The sequence below is a fragment of the Streptomyces iconiensis genome (genome assembly GCF_028657195.3).
In the GTDB taxonomy this organism is placed as follows: Bacteria; Actinomycetota; Actinomycetes; order Streptomycetales; family Streptomycetaceae; genus Streptomyces; species Streptomyces iconiensis.
The window spans coordinates 263,714-282,827 of the sequence record NZ_JANCPR020000002.1 but is presented as its reverse complement, the minus strand read 5'-3'; the positions used below and the strand labels follow the sequence as shown (position 1 = coordinate 282,827).

At 70.2% G+C, this 19,114-nt stretch carries 12 protein-coding genes; 8 read left to right on the top strand and 4 right to left on the bottom strand.

The features are described from left to right. Positions 1-284: 284 nt before the first annotated feature. From NMN56_RS02805 to NMN56_RS02790, 4 genes are all read left to right on the top strand, one after another. Entirely contained in the window at positions 285-2,273 is a 1,989-nt protein-coding gene (locus NMN56_RS02805) for an IucA/IucC family protein (RefSeq protein ID WP_430542451.1), read from the top strand. Positions 2,274-2,333: 60 nt separating this feature from the next. Continuing rightward, on the top strand, positions 2,334-3,092 hold the full coding sequence (locus tag NMN56_RS02800) for a GNAT family N-acetyltransferase (RefSeq protein ID WP_274043497.1): 759 nt from the start codon (positions 2,334-2,336) through the stop codon (positions 3,090-3,092). Positions 3,093-3,287: 195 nt separating this feature from the next. After that, positions 3,288-5,087 (top strand): IucA/IucC family protein, encoded by a 1,800-nt coding sequence (locus tag NMN56_RS02795; RefSeq protein WP_430542448.1) that lies wholly within the window; start codon positions 3,288-3,290, stop codon positions 5,085-5,087. Positions 5,088-5,190: 103 nt separating this feature from the next. After that, complete coding sequence (locus NMN56_RS02790; RefSeq protein ID WP_274043498.1) at positions 5,191-7,167, top strand: ATP-dependent DNA helicase; 1,977 nt, start codon at positions 5,191-5,193, stop codon at positions 7,165-7,167. A gap of 191 nt (positions 7,168-7,358) precedes the next feature. Here NMN56_RS02790 and lexA read toward each other — a convergent pair whose 3' ends face one another. After that, a complete protein-coding gene (lexA, locus tag NMN56_RS02785) occupies positions 7,359-8,156 on the bottom strand; it encodes a transcriptional repressor LexA (protein WP_274043499.1) in 798 nt (265 codons plus the stop codon). Between the two features lie 462 nt (positions 8,157-8,618). On the opposite strand from lexA, the gene nrdR reads away from it, so the two are divergent. After that, positions 8,619-9,203: a transcriptional regulator NrdR gene (gene nrdR / locus NMN56_RS02780; protein ID WP_274043500.1), complete on the top strand. Its 585-nt coding sequence runs from the start codon at positions 8,619-8,621 to the stop codon at positions 9,201-9,203. 167 nt (positions 9,204-9,370) lie between these two features. Further along, positions 9,371-12,265, top strand: coding sequence for a vitamin B12-dependent ribonucleotide reductase (locus tag NMN56_RS02775; protein ID WP_274043501.1), 2,895 nt, complete (start codon positions 9,371-9,373; stop codon positions 12,263-12,265). A gap of 190 nt (positions 12,266-12,455) precedes the next feature. Here the strand turns inward: NMN56_RS02775 and NMN56_RS02770 are convergent, their stop codons facing one another. The 3 genes from NMN56_RS02770 to NMN56_RS02760 form a co-directional block, all read right to left on the bottom strand. Next, complete coding sequence (locus NMN56_RS02770) at positions 12,456-14,378, bottom strand: DUF2264 domain-containing protein (protein ID WP_274043502.1); 1,923 nt, start codon at positions 14,376-14,378, stop codon at positions 12,456-12,458. Between the two features lie 9 nt (positions 14,379-14,387). Next, entirely contained in the window at positions 14,388-15,497 is a 1,110-nt protein-coding gene (locus NMN56_RS02765) for a LacI family DNA-binding transcriptional regulator (RefSeq protein WP_274043503.1), read from the bottom strand. 199 nt (positions 15,498-15,696) lie between these two features. Then, positions 15,697-16,677 (bottom strand): hydroxyacid dehydrogenase, encoded by a 981-nt coding sequence (locus tag NMN56_RS02760; RefSeq protein ID WP_274043699.1) that lies wholly within the window; start codon positions 16,675-16,677, stop codon positions 15,697-15,699. Between the two features lie 314 nt (positions 16,678-16,991). Between NMN56_RS02760 and NMN56_RS02755 the strand changes: the two genes are divergently transcribed. After that, entirely contained in the window at positions 16,992-18,071 is a 1,080-nt protein-coding gene (locus NMN56_RS02755; protein ID WP_274043504.1) for an ABC transporter permease, read from the top strand. 88 nt (positions 18,072-18,159) lie between these two features. Further along, a complete protein-coding gene (locus NMN56_RS02750; RefSeq protein ID WP_274043700.1) occupies positions 18,160-19,020 on the top strand; it encodes a carbohydrate ABC transporter permease in 861 nt (286 codons plus the stop codon). Positions 19,021-19,114 lie beyond the last annotated feature (94 nt).

Here is a 19,114-nt window from a genome sequence, read left to right as displayed (position 1 = left end):
CCGACCTCGATGCCCCCGACCTCGATGCCCCCGATCCGGACGGCCCCGCCGCGCACCAAGGCACGCGGAATGCGACGTTCCCGCCCGGCGCGTACGGCGACACCGCTCCCGCCTCCCCGGACGCTCTGTCACGGCTTGCACCGCCACCGGCGAGCGGGGAGCCGTACGTACCACCACCGGCGAGCGGGGAGCCCTACGTACCACCACCGGCGAGCGCCGAGCCGTACGCCCCGCCCGCAGGTGGCGCGGAACGCGCCGGCACGGTCGGCACAGGCAGCGGCCACATCGGCACCGACCGTGCTGACCGCGACCCGGGCAGTGACCTCCCGAGCAGCGCTCACACGAGTAACGACCGCCCTGGTAGTGAGCGTTCGGGAAGTGGCGGCCCCAGTGGTGCGCACTCGGGCAGCGGCCACTCACCTGGTGACCGCGCGGAGAGCGCCCCCCGTAGTGAGCCTTCGGATACCGGCCTCGCGCCTACCGACCCCCTGGAGCACCCCGACCCCGTGGTCGCAGCCGACGCGGCGGCGCTGGAGAACCTGTTGCGCTGCTGGGTGCGCGAGACCGGGCTGGGCCGGCCCGTCGACGGTGTCCTGCGCGTGCCGCTCGCGGCGACGGGGGCCACCCTCCACGTTCCCGTGCGCCACTGGTCCGCCGTCGGCTGCCACCGCTTCGACCCGCCCACGCTCGACACCGCACCCGAGGAGGCACCGCCTCTGGAAGCCGTGGCGCTCGCGGCGCTCATCGGACGCGAGGCCGCGCACGGAGCGCGGTCCCCGCGCGCGGGCACGCGCGGAGCCCCGCCCGAGAGCGCCGCGCTCGTCGGCCGGGTCGCCGACTCCCTCCAGCGCACCGCGCACTTCCTCGCGGAGCGCCGTGCCCGGCCCCGGCCGGGCGCCGGAACAGGGCCGTTCCTGGACGGCGAGCAGGCCCTCTTGTTCGGGCACCCGCTGCACCCCACGCCCAAGAGCCGCGAGGGCCTTTCCGAGGCGGAGAACCGCGTCTACGCGCCGGAGCTGCGAGGCTCCTTCCCGGTGCACTGGATGGCGGCCGACGAGAGCGTCTTGGCGGGCGACTCGGCCTGGACCGACCGGGGCAAGCCCGTGGCGGCGGCCGACCTCTCCGCGCGCCTGGCCGGGCGGGACCTGGCAGGACGCGTGCCCCATGGGTGCGTTCCGCTGCCGCTCCACCCATGGCAGGCACGCGAGCTGCGGCACAGCGGCGCCGTACGCGCGCTGATGGAGGCGGGGCTCCTGCACGACCTCGGCCCCGCGGGGGAGCACTGGCACCCCACGTCCTCCGTGCGTACCGTCTACCGGCCCGACAGCGTCGCGATGCTCAAGCTGTCGCTCGGGCTGCGCATCACCAACTCCCGCCGCGAGAACCTCCGCAAGGAGCTGCTGCGCGGCGTCGAGGTGCACCGGCTGCTGCGCGGCGGACTGGGGACCGCCTGGCGCGCGGCGCACCCGAACTTCGACATCGTCCGCGATCCCGCGTGGCTGGGCGTCGACGAGCCCGGAGGCGGACGGCTGCCCGGCTTCGACACAGTGATCCGGCACAACCCCTTCAGGCCGCACGACGACGCGGTCTGTGTCGCGGGCCTCACCGCGCCCGTACCCGGCGCCGAAGCCCCTGCGGGGCCGCTGCGTTCGCGACTGGCCCGAGTGGTCACCGCGCTCGCCGAGCGTACGGGGCGGCCACGGGCAGCCGTGTCGGCCGAGTGGTTCCTGCGGTACCTCCACGCCGTCGTGCTCCCCATCCTCTGGCTCGACGCACGAGGAGGCATCGCCCTGGAGGCGCACCAGCAGAACACGCTCGTACTGCTCGACCGGGACGGCTGGCCACAGGGTGGCCGTTACCGCGACAACCAGGGCTACTACTTCCGCGCCTCCAGGAGGGACGAACTCGACCGTCGCCTGCCAGGCGTCTCCCTCGGTGTCGCCAGTGACAGCTACGTGGACGACGAAGTGACCGACGAGCGCTTCGCGTACTACTTGGGCATCAACAACGTGCTCGGCCTCATCGGAGCCTTCGGTTCCCAGGGGCTCGCCGATGAGCGCCTGTTGCTCGCCGCCTTCCGCCGCTTCCTGGAGCGCGCCGCGCGCGGCGGTGGCGGTGAGCCGGTGTCGCGGCTGCCCGCGCTGCTTCTGGAGTCACCGACGCTGCGCTGCAAGGCGAACCTGCTCACCCGGCTGCACGGGATGGACGAACTGGTCGGGCCCGTCGACACCCAGTCCGTCTACGTCACCCTCGACAACCCCCTGACCCATTAGCCCCCTGCCATGAGCCGGCGCTGCCATCGCGCCGGCCCTGTCACGAGAGGAGACGTCGTCATGTCGCACTCACAGCCCGGCTCCGCACCACCGGCGGACACTCCGGGCAGCTCCGGTACGGCCGCCGCAGCGGAAACCGGGACCAGTGGTGACGACACCCTCAACCTCGAACTTCCCCACGGGTGGACCGAACTGTTCGCCGAGCGCGACGGTTACGAGCCCGGCGGCACTGGAGCCCCGCCGCCGGGCGATCTGCTCGACGCACCCGCCTCCTGGCCCGCCATCGAAACGGACGTGGGCCGTTTCCAGCTCGTGCCGGTCCGTCTCGCGCGCGACCTGCCGCTGGTCTCCGCGTGGATGAACGACCCGGCGGTGGCCGCCTTCTGGGAGCTGGCGGGCCCCGAGAGCGTGACGGCTGCGCACCTCAGACCCCAGATCGAGGGGGACGGCCGCAGCGTTCCCTGCCTCGGGACGCTCGACGGCTCCCCGATGAGCTACTGGGAGATCTACCGCGCGGATCTCGACCCGCTCGCACGCCACTGCCGCACGTATCCGCACGACACCGGCATCCACGTGCTGGTCGGCTGCGTCGCGCACCGGGGGCGCGGTATCGGCACGAGGCTGCTGCGCGCCGTCGCCGACCTGGTGCTCGATCAGCGGCCCCTGTGCACCCGCGTGCTGGCCGAACCCGATGTGCGCAATGTGCCGTCCCTCGCCGCCTTCCTCGGTGCGGGCTTCCGCCTGAGCGCCGAGGTCCAACTCCCCGCCAAGCGCGCGGCCCTGATGGTCCGGGACCGCGCCCTGCGCGCGGTGCTCTGAGTCAGGTCGCGAAGCCGTGCTTCCCATGGTCCCGGCCGCCCCGGGGCCCGCGCCACTGAGCGAGAGCCGCAGCGCCGCCGTGTACCCCGGCGACCGCCCGTCCGTCCGCTTTCCCGCGTACGCGCCGCCGTCCGGTGCTCTGTGCGCGGCCGGACGGCGCTCCATACCCGTCCCCTCCCGCAAGGAGTCAGTCCTGTGCCCCGATCCGCAGCAGATTCCCCGAACGACCCCGCCTGGCTAGCCGTGCCCTCCGGCCTCGACAGGGACCACTGGAGCCAGGCCGGCCGGCGGATGCTCGCCAAGATGATCGCCGAGTTCGCCTACGAGGAGATCCTCAGGCCGCAGCCCGCACCGGCCACGGCATCCGACGCGTACCGACTGCCCGTCGACGAGGAGCTGACGGTCCGCTTCCGCGCCCGGCGCGGCGCCTACGGGCACTGGATCGTCGACCCCGACTCGCTCGGGGACGACCTGGATCCGCTGGCCTTCCTCTCCCGCGCGCACGGCCTGCTCGGTCTCAGTTCCCACACGGCGGGTCACTACATCCGCGAGCTGACCGCCACCCTCACGGCCGACGCACACCTCCTCGCCTCCGGGCTGCCCGCCGCCGAGCTCGCCGAACTCGGGTACGCCGAGTTGGAGGGTCACATGGAGGGGCACCCCTGGCTGGTCGCCAACAAAGGGCGCCTCGGCTTCTCCACGACGGACTCGGCACGGTGGTCGCCCGAGGCCCGCACGCCACGGCAACTCCCGTGGATCGCGGTACGGAAGGGGCTCGCCGCCTACAGCGGCGTCCCCGCGCTGGCCCAGCCCCACCGCCTCTACGCGCGCGAGCTTGCCCCTGCCACACTCCTCGGATTCCACCACGCCCTGCGCTCGCGCGGCCTGTCACCAGAGGGCTATCTCTATCTGCCCGTCCACCCCTGGCAGTGGGACGAAACGATCGCGCCGCTCTTCGCCTCCTCACTCGCGGGGGACGACATCGTTCCCCTGCCGTCCGACGGCGACCTGCGACTGCCCCAGCAGTCGATCCGGACGTTCCTCAACACCAGCCGCCCCGACCGCCATACGGTCAAGCTGCCGCTCGCCATCCTCAACACCCTGGTGTGGCGCGGCCTTCCGACCGAGCGCACCCATGCGGCGCCCGCCGTCACCGCATGGGTGCAGGGGCTGCGGGAGCGTGACCCCTTCCTGGCCGACGAGTGCCGGGTCGTGCTGCTGGGCGAGGTCGCCTCCGTCGCCGTGACACACCCCGTGTACGACGCGCTGTCCGAAGCCCCGTACCAGTACCGGGAGTTGCTCGGCTGCATCTGGCGCGAGCCGCTGGCCCCGTATCTCGGCCCGGACGAGCACGCCCGTACGCTCGCCGCACTGATCCACACCGACGCCGACGGCCGGGCCTTCACCGCCGAACTCGTCGCACGTTCGGGGCTGGAGCCCCGCGTGTGGCTCGGGCGCCTCTTCGCCGCGCTGCTGCCGCCGCTGCTGCACTTCCTCTACCGCTACGGCACCGTCTTCTCGCCGCACGGCGAGAACGCGATCGTCGTCTTCGACGAGCGGGACGTACCCGTGAGGCTGGCGGTCAAGGACTTCGTGGACGACGTCAACGTCAGCGAGCAGCGGCTCCCCGAACTGGACACGATGCCCGCGGACGTGCGCGGCGTGCTGCTGACGGAACCGCCCGCCTTCCTCACGCAGTTCATCCACTCGGCGCTCTTCGTCGGTGTCTTCCGCTATCTCGCTCCGCTGTGCGAGGACCAACTCGGCGTTCCCGAGGACACGTTCTGGTCACTCGTGCGGGCGGAGATCGACCGCTACCATCACCGCTTCCCCGAGCTGAAGGCACGCTTCGAGCTGTTCGACCTGCTCACTCCGCGTATCGAGCGGCTGTGCCTCAACCGCAACCGTCTGCATCTGGACGGCTACCGCGACCGCTCGGAGCGCCCCCATGCCGCCGTTCACGGAACGGTCAGCAACCCCCTGCACGGACCGTAGCCGTACGGGCCGAACGGTCATGGCCGGAAGGAGCCGGGCGGAGCCGGGGGGAGCCGGTCGCGGCGGGCGGAGTGTCAGTGCCGCCGCGTAGGGTGTCGGGTCTATGAGCAAGCCCGCCCTCACCGAACTTCTCCAGGCCGCTGTCACCGCCGTCGGAGGCACGGAGCGCCCTGGCCAGGCAGCCATGGCCGAAGCCGTCGCCGAGGCCGTCGAGGACGGCCGCCACCTCCTCGTGCAGGCGGGAACAGGCACAGGCAAGTCCCTGGGTTACCTGGTCCCCGCCCTCGCGCACGGCGAGCGCGTCGTGGTCGCCACGGCCACGCTCGCGCTCCAGCGCCAGCTCGTCGAGCGTGACCTTCCGCGTACGGTCGACGCGCTGCACCCGCTGCTGCGCCGCCGGCCCGAGTTCGCCATGCTCAAGGGGCGGTCGAACTACTTGTGCCTGCACCGGCTGCACGAGGGCGTGCCGCAGGAAGAGGAGGACGGGCTCTTCGACCCGTTCGAGAACGCGGCGCCGACCTCCCGGCTCGGCAAGGATCTGCTCAGGCTGCGTGACTGGTCGGACGAGACAGAGACGGGCGACCGCGACGACCTCACACCGGGAGTATCGGACCGCGCCTGGTCCCAGGTCTCCGTCTCCTCCCGCGAATGCCTCAGCGCGAGCAAGTGCGCCTACGGCGCCGAGTGCTTCGCCGAGGCGGCACGCGAGCGCGCCAAGCTCGCCGAGGTGATCGTCACCAACCACGCGCTGCTGGCCATCGACGCCATCCAGGGCGCCCCGGTGCTGCCGGGCCACGAGGTTCTGATCGTCGACGAGGCCCATGAACTGGTCTCCCGTGTGACCGGGGTCGCCACGGGCGAGCTGACCCCCGGCGGCGTCAACCGCGCGGTGCGCCGCGCGGCCAAGCTGGTCGACGAGAAGGCGGCCGACCAGCTCCAGACGGCGTCCGAAACCTTCGAACGGCTCATGGAGCTGGCGCTGCCCGGCCGCCTGGAGACGGTCCCCGAGGACCTCGGCTACGCACTGACAGCGCTCCGCGACGCGGCACGCACCTGCCTGAGCGCCCTCGGCAACACGCGGGACAAGTCCGTGCAGGACGAGGACGCGGTACGCAAGCAGGCGTACGCCGCGGTCGAGAACGTGCACGATGTGGCCGAACGCGTCGTGGAGGGCTCGGAGTTCGACGTCGTCTGGTACGAGCGGCACGAACGCTACGGCGCCTCTCTGCGGGTCGCCCCGCTCTCCGTCTCCGGCCTGCTGCGCGAGAAGCTGTTCGCCGACCGTTCGGTGGTCCTCACCTCGGCCACGCTCAAGCTGGGCGGCGACTTCAACGGCGTGGGCGCCTCACTGGGCCTCGCGCCCGAGGGCATGGGGGACGACGGCGAGGCGGCCGAGACCCCGCCATGGAAGGGCCTCGACGTCGGTTCCCCGTTCGACTACGGCAAGCAGGGCATCCTCTACGTCGCCAAGCACCTCTCGCCCCCGGGCCGGGACAGCTCGCGCGCCGACATGATGGACGAGCTGGCTGAGCTGGTGCAGGCAGCCGGTGGGCGGACGCTGGGCCTCTTCTCGTCGATGCGGGGCGCCAGGACGGCGGCTGAGGAGCTGCGCGGCAGGCTGGGCCTCCCCATCCTGCTCCAGGGCGAGGAGACGCTGGGCGAGCTGATCCACCGCTTCGCCGAGGACGCGGAGACCTGCCTGTTCGGCACGCTCTCGCTGTGGCAGGGCGTCGATGTGCCAGGCGCGAACTGTCAGCTGGTGGTCATGGACCGGGTGCCCTTCCCCCGGCCTGACGATCCGCTGATGAGCGCACGGCAGAAGGCGGTCGAGGAGCGCGGCGGCAACGGCTTCATGGCCGTCGCGGCCACGCACGCCGCGCTGCTGATGGCGCAGGGCGCCGGCAGACTGGTGCGTGCCACGGGGGACAGGGGAGTGGTCGCCGTGCTGGACCCGAGGCTGGAGCGCGCGCGGTACGGCAGCTTTCTGCGGGCCTCGATGCCCGACTTCTGGTACACCACGGACCGTAATCAGGTGCGCCGTTCCCTGGCGGCCATCGATGAGGCGGCCAAGCGCGCCTGAGCCCGTGTTCGCCTTCCTGTGCGGGCGCTGCGGTCACTCATGACCGCAGCGTGCGGACATACGGCGGACGGCATCGTACGCACAAGGGCGGGCCGCCGGTTCCGGTGCGGAGGAAACCGACGGCCCGTGTGCCTTGGCCTCTGGGGCTTTCGGCGGTGCCAGGGATATCCGGGATATCGGAGAGGCGCTGCTCATACCCGGCGGAGTACGGCGACGACCTTTCCGAGAATCGTCGCGTCATCACCGGGAATCGGCTGGTACGACGCATTGTGCGGCAGCAGCCACACATGTCCGTCCTCGCGCTTGAAACGCTTGACGGTGGCTTCTCCGTCGAGCATCGCGGCGACGATGTCGCCATTCTCGGCCACGGGCTGGCGCCTGACGGTGACCCAGTCCCCGTCGCAGATCGCTGCCTCGATCATCGAATCGCCGATGACCTTCAGAACGAAGAGTTCGCCGTCGCCGACGAGTTGGCGCGGCAGCGGAAAGACGTCCTCCACGGACTCCTCGGCCAGAATGGGCCCGCCGGCGGCGATACGGCCGACGAGCGGGACATAGGAGGCCGACGGCTTCCCGGCCGTGTCAGCGGCGGTCTGGGCGCTGCTGGGGGTGTCGGAACCGCGCACCTCATAGGCACGGGGCCGGTGCGGGTCACGGCGCAGGAACCCCTTCCGTTCGAGCGCCATGAGCTGGTGCGCGACGGACGAGGTGCTGGAGAGTCCTACGGCTTGGCCGATCTCGCGCATGGACGGCGGATATCCACGCCGCTGTACGGAGTCCCTGATCACCTCGATAACCCGGCGTTGCCGGTCCGTGAGACCGGAACTGTCGGCCCTGATACCAGGAGGTCGGCCGGGCAAGGAGCGCTTCTCCGGTTGCCCCTCCTGGGCTTCTGTGTTCATGGCGTCATTCACCGGCTGGATTTCGTCAATTGACTGCCCCGGGCGGGTCTGGGAGGTGATGGTGGCGCTGTCTGCGGTCGTGGTCACGTCGGCCCCTCTCGAACGGTTCTCCCTAGTTGGACAACGGTAGTTGGTTTCGAAAGGTTGCGCCAAACACACGTTCGAGTGAAAATTCGGAGTTCCACTGACTTCGCCAGCTCGGTGGGTGTATGGATCGCGCCCCGGCCGTTTCGGCCGCCAGGGGAGACCGCTCCCGTCGCCGTCGCGCACAGTCTTGCAGGCGTGCCCCACGAGCCTTCCGCCGCCCCGCTTCGCGTACGCTCTGGAACCGCGCCGTGCGCGACACGCTTACGGACCCTCCTGGCATCTCGGTACCAGATCTAGTGGTTTGATGAGCGCACGCCACCACAAGTTGTGGTCCCCGGTGCTCATCCCCGGAGGACTTCACCTATGCTGGGGGTTGCTTCAGGGGCTCCTGGGACGGGGTTCACGAGGCGTTATCTGTCATGCACGGTGAGGGCTCAGCGGGCCCTGGGAGGGTGGAAAACGATGCACTGCCCCTTCTGCCGGCACCCCGACAGTCGCGTGGTCGACAGCCGTACGGCAGACGACGGCGCCGCGATCAGACGCCGACGCCAGTGCCCGCACTGCTCCCGCCGGTTCACGACCGTGGAGAACGCGTCACTGACAGTCATCAAGCGGAGCGGTGTCACCGAGCCCTTCAGCAGGGACAAGGTGATCGCCGGAGTCCGTAAGGCGTGCCAGGGCCGCCCGGTGACCGAGGACGCGCTGGCCCAGCTCGGGCAGCGGGTGGAAGAGGCGGTCCGGGCCACCGGAAGCGCCGAGCTGTCCACCCATGACGTCGGCCTCGCGATACTCGGTCCGCTCCAGGACCTCGACCTCGTCGCCTACCTGCGCTTCGCCTCGGTCTACAAGGCGTTCGAATCGCTGGACGACTTCGAGACGGCCATAGCGGAGCTGCGTCAGGCCCATCCCCCCGCGGGAGCGGGCCAGGGGGACGGAACGGGGGCCGCGGAGAGCGGCGACAGCGGGGAGAGCGCCGCCGGTGGCGGCGAGGGCGGCAAACGGGGAGGCCCGGCCGCCGGGGCCCCCGCACCCCTCGCGGCCGACTGAGCGGTCCCGGCGCCCGCCGTGTGCGGGGCCGGAGCGCCGGGCGGACAGGCCCGGCAACACAAGAGAGACCTGGCCTGGGCACGTGTGTGCCCGGGTCATCAGACAGGCACAGTTCTCCGGGAAGAACCGGGGCACGTTGGGGCGTTATGCCCCCACAGGGAGGCGGAATGACAGAGACGACGAGCGGCCCGGCACGCGGCTCCCGCGCGAAGGGCAGCAGCAAGGCGAACAAGGGGCTGCGCATCGAGCGCATCCACACCACACCCGGTGTTCACCCGTACGACGAGGTGAACTGGGAGCGCCGAGACGTCGTCATGACCAATTGGCGCGACGGCTCGATCAACTTTGAGCAGCGTGGTGTCGAGTTCCCCGACTTCTGGTCGGTGAACGCGGTCAATATCGTCACGAGCAAGTATTTCCGTGGGGCGGTCGGCACTCCGCAGCGCGAGAGCAGCCTCAAGGACCTCATCGACCGTGTGGTGAAGACGTACCGTGCCTCGGGGGAGGAGCACGGCTACTTCGACTCGCCCGCCGACGCCGAGATCTTCGAGCACGAACTGGCCTACGCGGTTCTCCACCAGATCTTCGCCTTCAACTCCCCGGTGTGGTTCAACGTCGGCACGAAGCAGCCGCAGCAGGTCAGCGCCTGTTTCATTCTGTCGGTCGATGACTCCATGGAGTCGATCCTCGACTGGTACAAGGAAGAGGGGATGATCTTCAAGGGCGGCTCGGGCGCCGGCCTGAACCTCTCCCGTATCCGCTCCTCCAAGGAACTTCTCTCCTCCGGCGGCAACGCCTCGGGTCCCGTCTCCTTCATGCGCGGTGCCGACGCCTCCGCTGGAACGATCAAGTCGGGTGGCGCCACACGTCGCGCGGCGAAGATGGTCGTTCTCGATGTCGACCACCCGGACGTCGAGGCGTTCATCGAGACGAAGGTCAAGGAGGAGGAGAAGATCCGCGCCCTGCGCGACGCGGGCTTCGACATGGACCTGGGCGGCGACGACATCGCGTCCGTCCAGTACCAGAACGCGAACAACTCGGTCCGTGTGAACGACGAGTTCATGAAGGCCGTCGAGGCGGGCTCGAAGTTCGGGCTGCGTTCGCGGATGACAGGTGAGGTGCTGGAGGAGGTCGACGCCAAGGCGCTCTTCCGCAAGATGGCTGTGGCCGCGCACGTCTGCGCCGACCCCGGCATCCAGTACGACGACATCATCAACCACTGGCACACCTCGCCGGAGACGGGCCGGATCACCGCCTCGAACCCGTGCAGCGAGTACATGCACCTGGACAACTCCTCGTGCAACCTCGCCTCGCTGAACCTCATGAAGTTCCTCCGCGACGACGACAACGGCAACCAGTCGTTCGACGCCGAGCGCTTCGCGAAGGTCACCGAGCTGGTCATCACGGCGATGGACATCTCCATCTGCTTCGCCGACTTCCCGACCGAGAAGATCGGCGACACCACCCGCGCCTTCCGTCAGCTGGGCATCGGCTACGCCAACCTCGGCGCCCTGCTGATGGCGACCGGCCACGCGTACGACAGCGACGGCGGCCGTGCGCTCGCCGGGTCCATCACCTCGCTGATGACGGGCACCTCCTACCGGCGCTCCGCCGAACTGGCCGCCGTCGTGGGCCCGTACGAGGGCTACGCCCGCAACGCAGAGGCGCACAAGCGCGTCATGAAGCAGCACGCCGACGCCAACGGCACAGCGCCGCGCGCCGACGACCTGGACACCCCGGTCTGGGCAGCGGCCACCGAGGCATGGCAGGACGTGCTGCGGCTCGGCAAGAAGAACGGTTTCCGTAACGCGCAGGCGTCCGTGCTGGCGCCGACCGGAACCATCGGCCTGATGATGGACTGCGACACCACCGGCGTCGAGCCCGACCTGGCCCTGGTGAAGTTCAAGAAGCTCGTCGGCGGCGGCTCGATGCAGATCGTCAACAACACGGTGCCCAAGGCCCTGAAGCGGATGGGTTACCAGCCGGAGCAGGTCGAGGCGATCGTCGAGCACATCGCCGAGCACGGCAACGTCGTGGACGCGCCTGGCCTGAAGCCCGAGCACTACTCGGTCTTCGACTGCGCCATGGGCGAGCGCTCCATCTCCCCGATGGGGCACGTGCGGATGATGGCGGCGGCCCAGCCGTTCCTGTCGGGCGCCATCTCCAAGACCGTGAACATGCCCGCGAGCAGCACGGTCGAGGACGTCGAGGAGATCTACCTCCAGGGCTGGAAGCTCGGTACCAAGGCGCTCGCCGTCTACGTCGAGAACAGCAAGGTCGGCCAGCCGCTGTCGGCGAAGGCCAAGGAGAAGAAGGAGGAGACCGCGCCCGAGCCGGAGAAGGTCGTCGAGTACCGTCCGGTCCGCCGCCGTCTTCCCAAGGGCCGTCCCGGCATCACCACCTCCTTCACGGTGGGCGGCGCCGAGGGCTACATCACGGCCAACTCCTACCCGGACGACGGGCTGGGTGAGGTCTTCCTGAAGATGTCCAAGCAGGGCTCGACCCTGGCGGGCATGATGGACGCCTTCTCGATCGCGGTCTCCGTCGGCCTCCAGTACGGCGTTCCGCTGGAGACCTACGTCTCGAAGTTCACCAATATGCGCTTCGAGCCCGCGGGGATGACGGACGACTCGGACGTGCGGATGGCACAGTCGATCGTCGACTACATCTTCCGCCGCCTGGCGCTGGACTTCCTGCCGTTCGAGACCCGTTCGGCACTCGGTATCCACTCGGCCGCCGAACGCCAGCGGCACCTGGAGACGGGTTCCTACGAGCCGTCCGAGGAGGAGACGGACATCCAGGGTCTGGCACAGTCCGCTCCCATGCCGGGGCAGACGGCACCCGTCGCGAAGGACGCCGCCGACGCGCCGCGCAGTGCGACGACGGAGCCCGAGGCGGCTCATCCGGCGCCCAAGGAAGCGCACAACTCCACGGAGCTGATGGAGATGCAGCTCGGCCTCAACGCCGACGCACCTCTGTGCTTCTCCTGCGGCACCAAGATGCGCCGCGCCGGAAGCTGCTACCTCTGCGAGGGTTGCGGCTCCACCAGCGGGTGCAGCTGACCGTGCGACCGGGCTTCCCGCGATGACGGGTAGTCCCTGAACGGAGGGGGTCGGCCACTGGCCGGCCCCCTCCGTCCGTCATGGTCGTTCGTCCATGGGCCTTCGCTTACGGGTGTTCATCTACGGGTGTTCGCTTACGGGCGTTCATCCACGGGCGTTCGCTTACAGCTCTCATATCGCAGGCCCTCGTTCACGGACCGGTTGGCGGTACGCGCAGTCCGGTGCCGTCGGGCATGTGGACCGTGACCGTCCCGTCGGCCTCGGCGGTTGCCGACGCGGCCTCGTGCAGGGCCCGGGCGGGGATCGGGTCCCCGGAGAGTGCGACCAGGGTCACCAGCGTGTGGGTGCGGCCGGGGTCGGGTGCGCGGGCGGTCAGGCAGGGTACGGCGGAGTGCGGGCCGAACGCGTTCGCCGCCGCGTTCCTGAGCACGGAAGGCGTGCCGTCGTCCCATCCGTACAGGCCGACGACGGCGCTGCTGAGCCCGTCGGCGCCGCTGACGGTGGCCCAGCCCGCGCCGCGGGCCCCCTCCGGCCGTGTCTCTCCCGCGACCGCGTGGCCGCCTTCGCGCAACCGGGCCGCCGTCGCCCCGGGGGAGAGGACCAGGCGGTGGACACGGACCTCCCACGGCCCGTGCGCGAGCGTGGTGGTCTCGATCCTGGAGTCGGCTTCGTCGCCGGGGACGCGTGCCGCGTGCCAGGAGGCGGCGGACCCGGCGGGGGAGTGCAGGGGGCGGATGACGGTGCGCCGTGAGGCGGTGCCGTCGCTGGAGAGCAGCGCCAGGTGGTTGTCGGCGCACAACTCCCAGGCGTGCGAGGCACTCTCGGGCGCCGTGCGGGTGGAGTAGGCGAGCTTCGCGTAGTGCGGGTCGTCCTCGGCGCCGGGATCGTCCGGGTGGTTGTGGTCGCTGCCGTGGTTGTAGAGCCGGACGATGCCGTCGTGCCGGGTGCCGTGCAGCAGCCAGCCGGGTGCGGGCAGTGCGACCGCGGTGTCGGCGCGTTCCACGGGCAGCGGCTGCTCGGTTGCCGTCCACACAGGGTGGTCCTCCGGCAGCAGCAGTCCCAGAAAGCCTTTGGCCGCCCAATAGGGAGACGCGGGGCCCGAGTAGGGCTGTACGGATGGCAGGAACGGGCCGTACCAGCCCAGCGGCAGCAGCCCGCGGGCATCCGGAACTCCGCGTTCCGTGAAGTGCCGGAGCACTCCGGAGGCCAGCCTGCGGGTGAGGCCGGGTTCCAGTGGCGTGGCCTCAGCCAGCGCGCCCGCCCAGACGGGGGCCAGCGTGGCGAACCGGTAGCTGAGCGATCTGCCCTGGTGTACGGGCGCACCGTCGGCGCCGAAGAAGTGCTGGTAGCTCTCCAGAAAGAGGGCGAGCCGCTCGCGGTGCACTGCCGCGCGCTCGCCGCCGCCGTCGGGCGCCATCCGGGACCAGAACAGCGGGTACAGGTGCAGGGCCCAGCCGTTGTAGTAGTCGAAGTTGCGGCCTTCGCCGTCCGAGTACCAGCCGTCGGACAGGTACCAGTCCTCGATCCTGTCCAGCCCGTTGTCGATGTCCCGCTGCTCGTAAGGGGCTCCGACGGAGGCGAGGAACTGCTCGGTGACGACCTGGAAGAGCAGCCAGTTGTTGTCCCAGACGCGGGCGCCGAGGAAACCGGAGAGCCAGTCGACCGTTCTTTCCCGTACGGACGGATCGAGCTTGTCCCACAGCCAGGCGCGGCTCTCATGGAGGGCGACGGCGATCGCGGCGGCCTCGACCATCTGCTGCGAGCAGTCGGTGATCCGGGGCCACGCCTCCGTACCGGCGGGGTCGGTACCGGCGGCGAGCCCAGCGGCGTAACGCTCCGTGAGCGCGGGGTCGAGGGCGCCGCGCGCGCCCGCGATACGGAAGGCGGCGAGCAGGAACGAGCGGGCGTATCCCTCAAGGCCGTCGAGCACCACCCCCGACCAGCTTCCGCGCCCGGGCAGCCGGTACTGCGCGAAGCCCGGGGTGGCGTACGGGACGAGCCCGTCCAGGAGGCGGTCGGCGACGGTCTCCCAGTGGGCACGCGTCCAGCCGGTACGCGGTGCCCGCACCCTGTCGGTCGGCGGGAGAGGCAGATGGGGCGCGGGCGCAGACATACCGGGCGGTTACCTCCGGGAGGGCGGGGCGACGGAGTCGCGGACGACGACATGGGTACCGAGCCGGACGGTGCGGCCGGGAGCAGGGGAGTTGCTGTCCTCGTCCGGGTCGCGCAGCACGCGGCGCACCGCCTCGGCGCCCATTTCCTCCAGCGGTATGTGGACCGTCGTCAGCTGCGGGCGCAGGTCACGGGTGAGCGGCACGTTGTCGTAGCCGGCGACCGACAGGTCCCCCGGGATACGCAGTCCCGCCTCCTCGATGGCCTGCACGGCCCCGGCGGCGACGTGGTCGTTGGCGCCGAAGACGGCGGTGAACGACGGGCGTCCGGCCTTGAGGAGATCGCGTGTGCGCTCGTAGCCGAAGCGGCGGTTGAAGGCGCCGGTCTGCTGAAGGAGCGGGTCCGGCTCGATGCCCCGCAGCCGCAGTGCCCTGTGGTGCCCGGCGATCCGGCCGCGGGTGGTGGACAGGCCGGGCGGGCCTCCCAGGAAGAGGATCCTGCGGTGCTCCTGGCTCAGCAGGTGATCGGTGAGGGCGAAGCCGCCGCCCTCGTTGTCGTACTCCACGACGGCTGTGGGCACGTCGGGGCCGAGGCTGGGGCGTCCGCACAGCACCAGCGTCGGCCCGTCCTGGTGGGCCATCGCGCGTGCGCGCGCGGCGAGTTCGGTGGCGTACCCCTTGTTGTCGTAGGAGCCGCCCACCAGGATGACCGCGTCGGCACGGCGTTCGTGCAGCATGTCGACGAAGGCGAGCTCCCTGGCGGGTTCGCCCTGGGTCGAGCACACCAGGCACAGCCGTCCGGCGCGGGTGGCCTGGCGTTCGACTCCCCGCGCGATGTACGCGTAGAAGGGGTCGGTGACATCGTTGACGATGATGCCGACCGTCCGTCCCGTCGCCCCGGCGAGGGCACGTGCGTGTGCGTTGACCACGTAACCGAGCTCGTCCATGGCCTTCTGGACGCGGGTCCGAGTGGCCTCGGCGACCGGGTAGTTGGCGTTCAGGACGCGCGAGACCGTCGCCGAGGAGACCCCCGCGGCCTTCGCCACATCGAGGACCGTGGCCCTGCGTGGCCGCCCGCTCTCGCCCATTCCCACACCCTCATCCGTCCGGTCTGTCGCCATGTCGTCATTGTCCCCGCCGTCCCCGCCGTCCCCGCCGTCCCGGCCGTCCCCACGGTCGGCGGTCCCGGCTCTCCCCGCAGCCGTGCCGCGCGCAGAGGGCGCGCTACTTGCGCTGTGCTCAGGCGGTGTACTACTGGTGCGCCACTTACGCGGTGCACTACTGGTGATGCGTTCACGCGATGTACTACTGGTGCGGCGTTCAAGCGGTGTACTCCCACTGTCGTGCCGTGACCGGGAACGCCAAGGGCTCTCCCCGGCCGAGCCTGGCGATCTCCTGGACGGCCGAACTGCCCAGCCTCGGCAGCTCGTTGCCCAGTGCGCCCGCCAGGTGGGGCGTCAGGAAGACGTTGGGCAGGTCGTAGAGCGGGGAGCCGGGTGGCAGCGGTTCCGGGTCGGTCACGTCCAGTACCGCGTCGATGCGTCCGCTGACCAGTTCCTCGGTGAGCGCGTCCGCGTCGACAAGGCGGCCCCGCGCGGTGTTCACCAGGAGGGCGCCGTCACGCAGCAGGGCAAGGCGTTCCCGGTCGAGCAGCCGGCGGGTGCCGGGGAGTTCGGGGGCGTGGACGGTGACGACGTCACTCAGTACGAGCAGGTCGTCGAGCCCGGTGGAGACGGCGCCGAGGGCGAGGGTCTCCTCCTCGGTGAGGTAGGGGTCGTGCACCAGCAGCCGTACGTCGAGGCAGGCGAGCAGGCGCAGCACGCGGCGCCCCACGCGGGAGGCGCCGATGACACCGACCGTGATGCCATTGGTGCCCATCGCGGGGAGCTTGCCGAGGCCCGCGCGCCCCGTGCGTTCGGCGCTCATCCTGCGTGAGAGCGGGAACGCGCGTTTGGCGCCCAGGATGACGGCGGCGAGCGTGAACTCCGCGACAGGGACGGCGTTCGCGTCGGCGGCCGTGGACACGGCGATGCCGCGCGCGTGAACCTCCTCGGTGACGAACGGTTTGACGGTGCCCGCCGCATGCACGACGGCGCGCAGCAGGGGAGCCCGGTCGAGCACCTCCGCGTCGACGGAGGGGCACCCCCAGCAGGTGAGCAGCACCTCGGTACCTGCGAGCGCGGCGTGTGCTTCAGGGCTGTCGAACTCGTCGAGCACACCGCCGGCGTTCACCTCGGCGACCTCGTGCAGCCGGGCGCGTACGGGGGGCGGGAAGACCTGGTCCACGACCTGCGGGCTCATCGCCAACGTGGTGCGGGGGCGGTCGCTCGCGGGATCAGTCTTCTCCACTGTGCCTCCGGGCAGTGCGGCGGATAGTAACCGTGTACTACGGCGTTGCACGCTAGATACCCCGAGTATGGCCCGTCAAGCGGGGAGTGCCAGGACGAATGGCGGTGCACGCGGAGCAACTTGCCGCAGTTTCCTGATGATTGGTCACCCTATGGGCGAACTACCACTCCACAAAGGTCGGATGCCTCTGGTCAGAGGTATTGACGCTTGGGTTAAGCGGTTACTACGTTCCCCGCCATCTGGCCGCAGTGGAACGGGACATGTGCATGAGCGAGAGATCGAGTTCGCGTGGAACGGTCACGGCGGAACGGCGTGCGGAAACGGACGGGCGCCGCCGACGCGCCCGGATGCGCGGCAATCAACGCGTCACATCACGCCGCAATGAACGCGCCTCCGTACGTCGCAGTCAACGTGCCTCCGACCGCGGCAAGTTGTCGCTCCGGCAGCGGATCAAGCGGGACAGAGTCATGCTGCTGCTGGTCCTGCCCGGCTTCCTCTACTTCGTGGTCTTCCACTACGTGCCACTGACCGGCTACGTGATCGCCTTCAAGGACTACCAGCCGTACCTCGGCTACGCGGACAGCCCCTGGGCCGGGATCGCCAACTTCCAGGCGGCCTTCGCCGAGCCCGCCTTCTGGTCGGCCCTGGTCAACACCCTGGAGATCGCGGGCATCCAGCTGGTCTTCTTCTTCCCCGTCCCCATCGGCCTCGCGCTGCTGCTCAACAGCGTGCTCAGCAGCAAACTTCGCAGGTTCGTGCAGAGCGTCGTCTACCTGCCGCACTTCATCGGCTGGGTCGTCATCGTCTCGATCTTCCAGCAGATCCTGGGTGGCGCCGGAGTGCTGCCCAACCTCATGGACGACGCCGGAATGCCCTCGTACGACATGATGACCGACCCCGGCGCCTTCCCCTGGCTGCTCGCGCTCCAGCTGATCTGGAAGGACGCGGGCTGGGGGACGATCATCTTCCTCGCGGCGCTGCTCACGATCGACAAGCAGCAGTACGAGGCCGCAGCCATCGACGGTGCCGGCAGCTGGCGGCGGCTGTGGCACGTCACGCTGCCCGGCATCGTCCCCGTCGTCATCCTGCTGCTGATCCTCAACCTCGGCCAGATCCTCACCGTCGGCTTCGAGCAGATCGTGCTCCAACGCGACGCCGTGGGCCCTGACTCCGGCGAGGTGCTGGACACGTACGTGTACTACCACGGCATCAAGGGCGGCGACTGGGGCGTCTCCGCCGCCGTCGGACTCGTCAAGGCGGTCATCGGCACCGCACTCGTCCTGGGCGCGAACAAGGTCGCCCACTTCTTCGGACAGGATGGGATCTACCGTGGCGCTGACCGCTGAGACCGGCGGGGCCACCCGCACCCCCGCACCAGACCCCGCCCCGGCGCCCCGGAGCAGGCCGCCGAAGCGGAACCTGCGTCCGCCCTGGATGGAGGCCCCGACCAGAAGCGGAACGGCACTCAAGGCGCTGGCACTCATCCTGGTCGTCGCCGCGGTCGGCTACCCGTTCCTGGGCGTGATCGGCACCAGCTTCGCCTCGCAGGAGGACATCGTCCGCAGCAACGGGCTGGTCCTCGTCCCCGACCACCCCTCGCTGGAGGCGTACCGCACCATCTTCACCGGCGGCGTCGTGCTGCGCGGCCTGCTGGTCAGCGTCGCCGTCACCACCCTGGGCACCGTATGCAGCCTCCTGGCGACCATCGGCATGGCGTTCGGGCTCTCGCGGCCCGGGGTGACAGGGTCCCGCTTCCTGCTGATGACCGCGCTGTTCACCATGCTCTTCAACCCGGGCATCATCCCCAACTTCCTTCTGGTGAACGGCCTCGGGCTGTACGACACATACGCCTCGCTCGTGCTGCCGACCATGGTCAGCGCCTTCAACCTCGTCGTCCTGCGCTCGTTCTTCATGGGCCTGCCGCAGGAACTCTTCGACTCGGCGCGCGTCGACGGCGCGGGAGACTTCCGCATCCTCGTCCGTATCGTGCTGCCGCTGTCCAAGGCGGTACTCGCGGTCATCAGCCTCTTCTACGCGGTGACCTACTGGAACGCCTTCTTCAACGCGATGCTCTACCTCGACGACGCCGACAAGTGGCCGCTTCCCATGGTTCTGCGCACCTTTGTGCTCCAGGGGCGCGGCATGGAATCCGTGGCCTCGGGCGAGAGCCCGGCGCCGCTCCAGGCCGCGCAGATGGCGGTCCTCGTGGTCGCGGTGATCCCGATCCTGCTCGTCTACCCCTTCCTCCAGCGCTACTTCACCAAGGGCGTGCTCACCGGCGCCGTCAAGGGCTGAGCGCCCGCCGGGCGTCCCGTTCGGGGCCTCGCCCTGCCCGGAAGCCCAGCGGGACGCGTACACCGTGCGTTCCCATCCATCCGTTCCGAGGAGA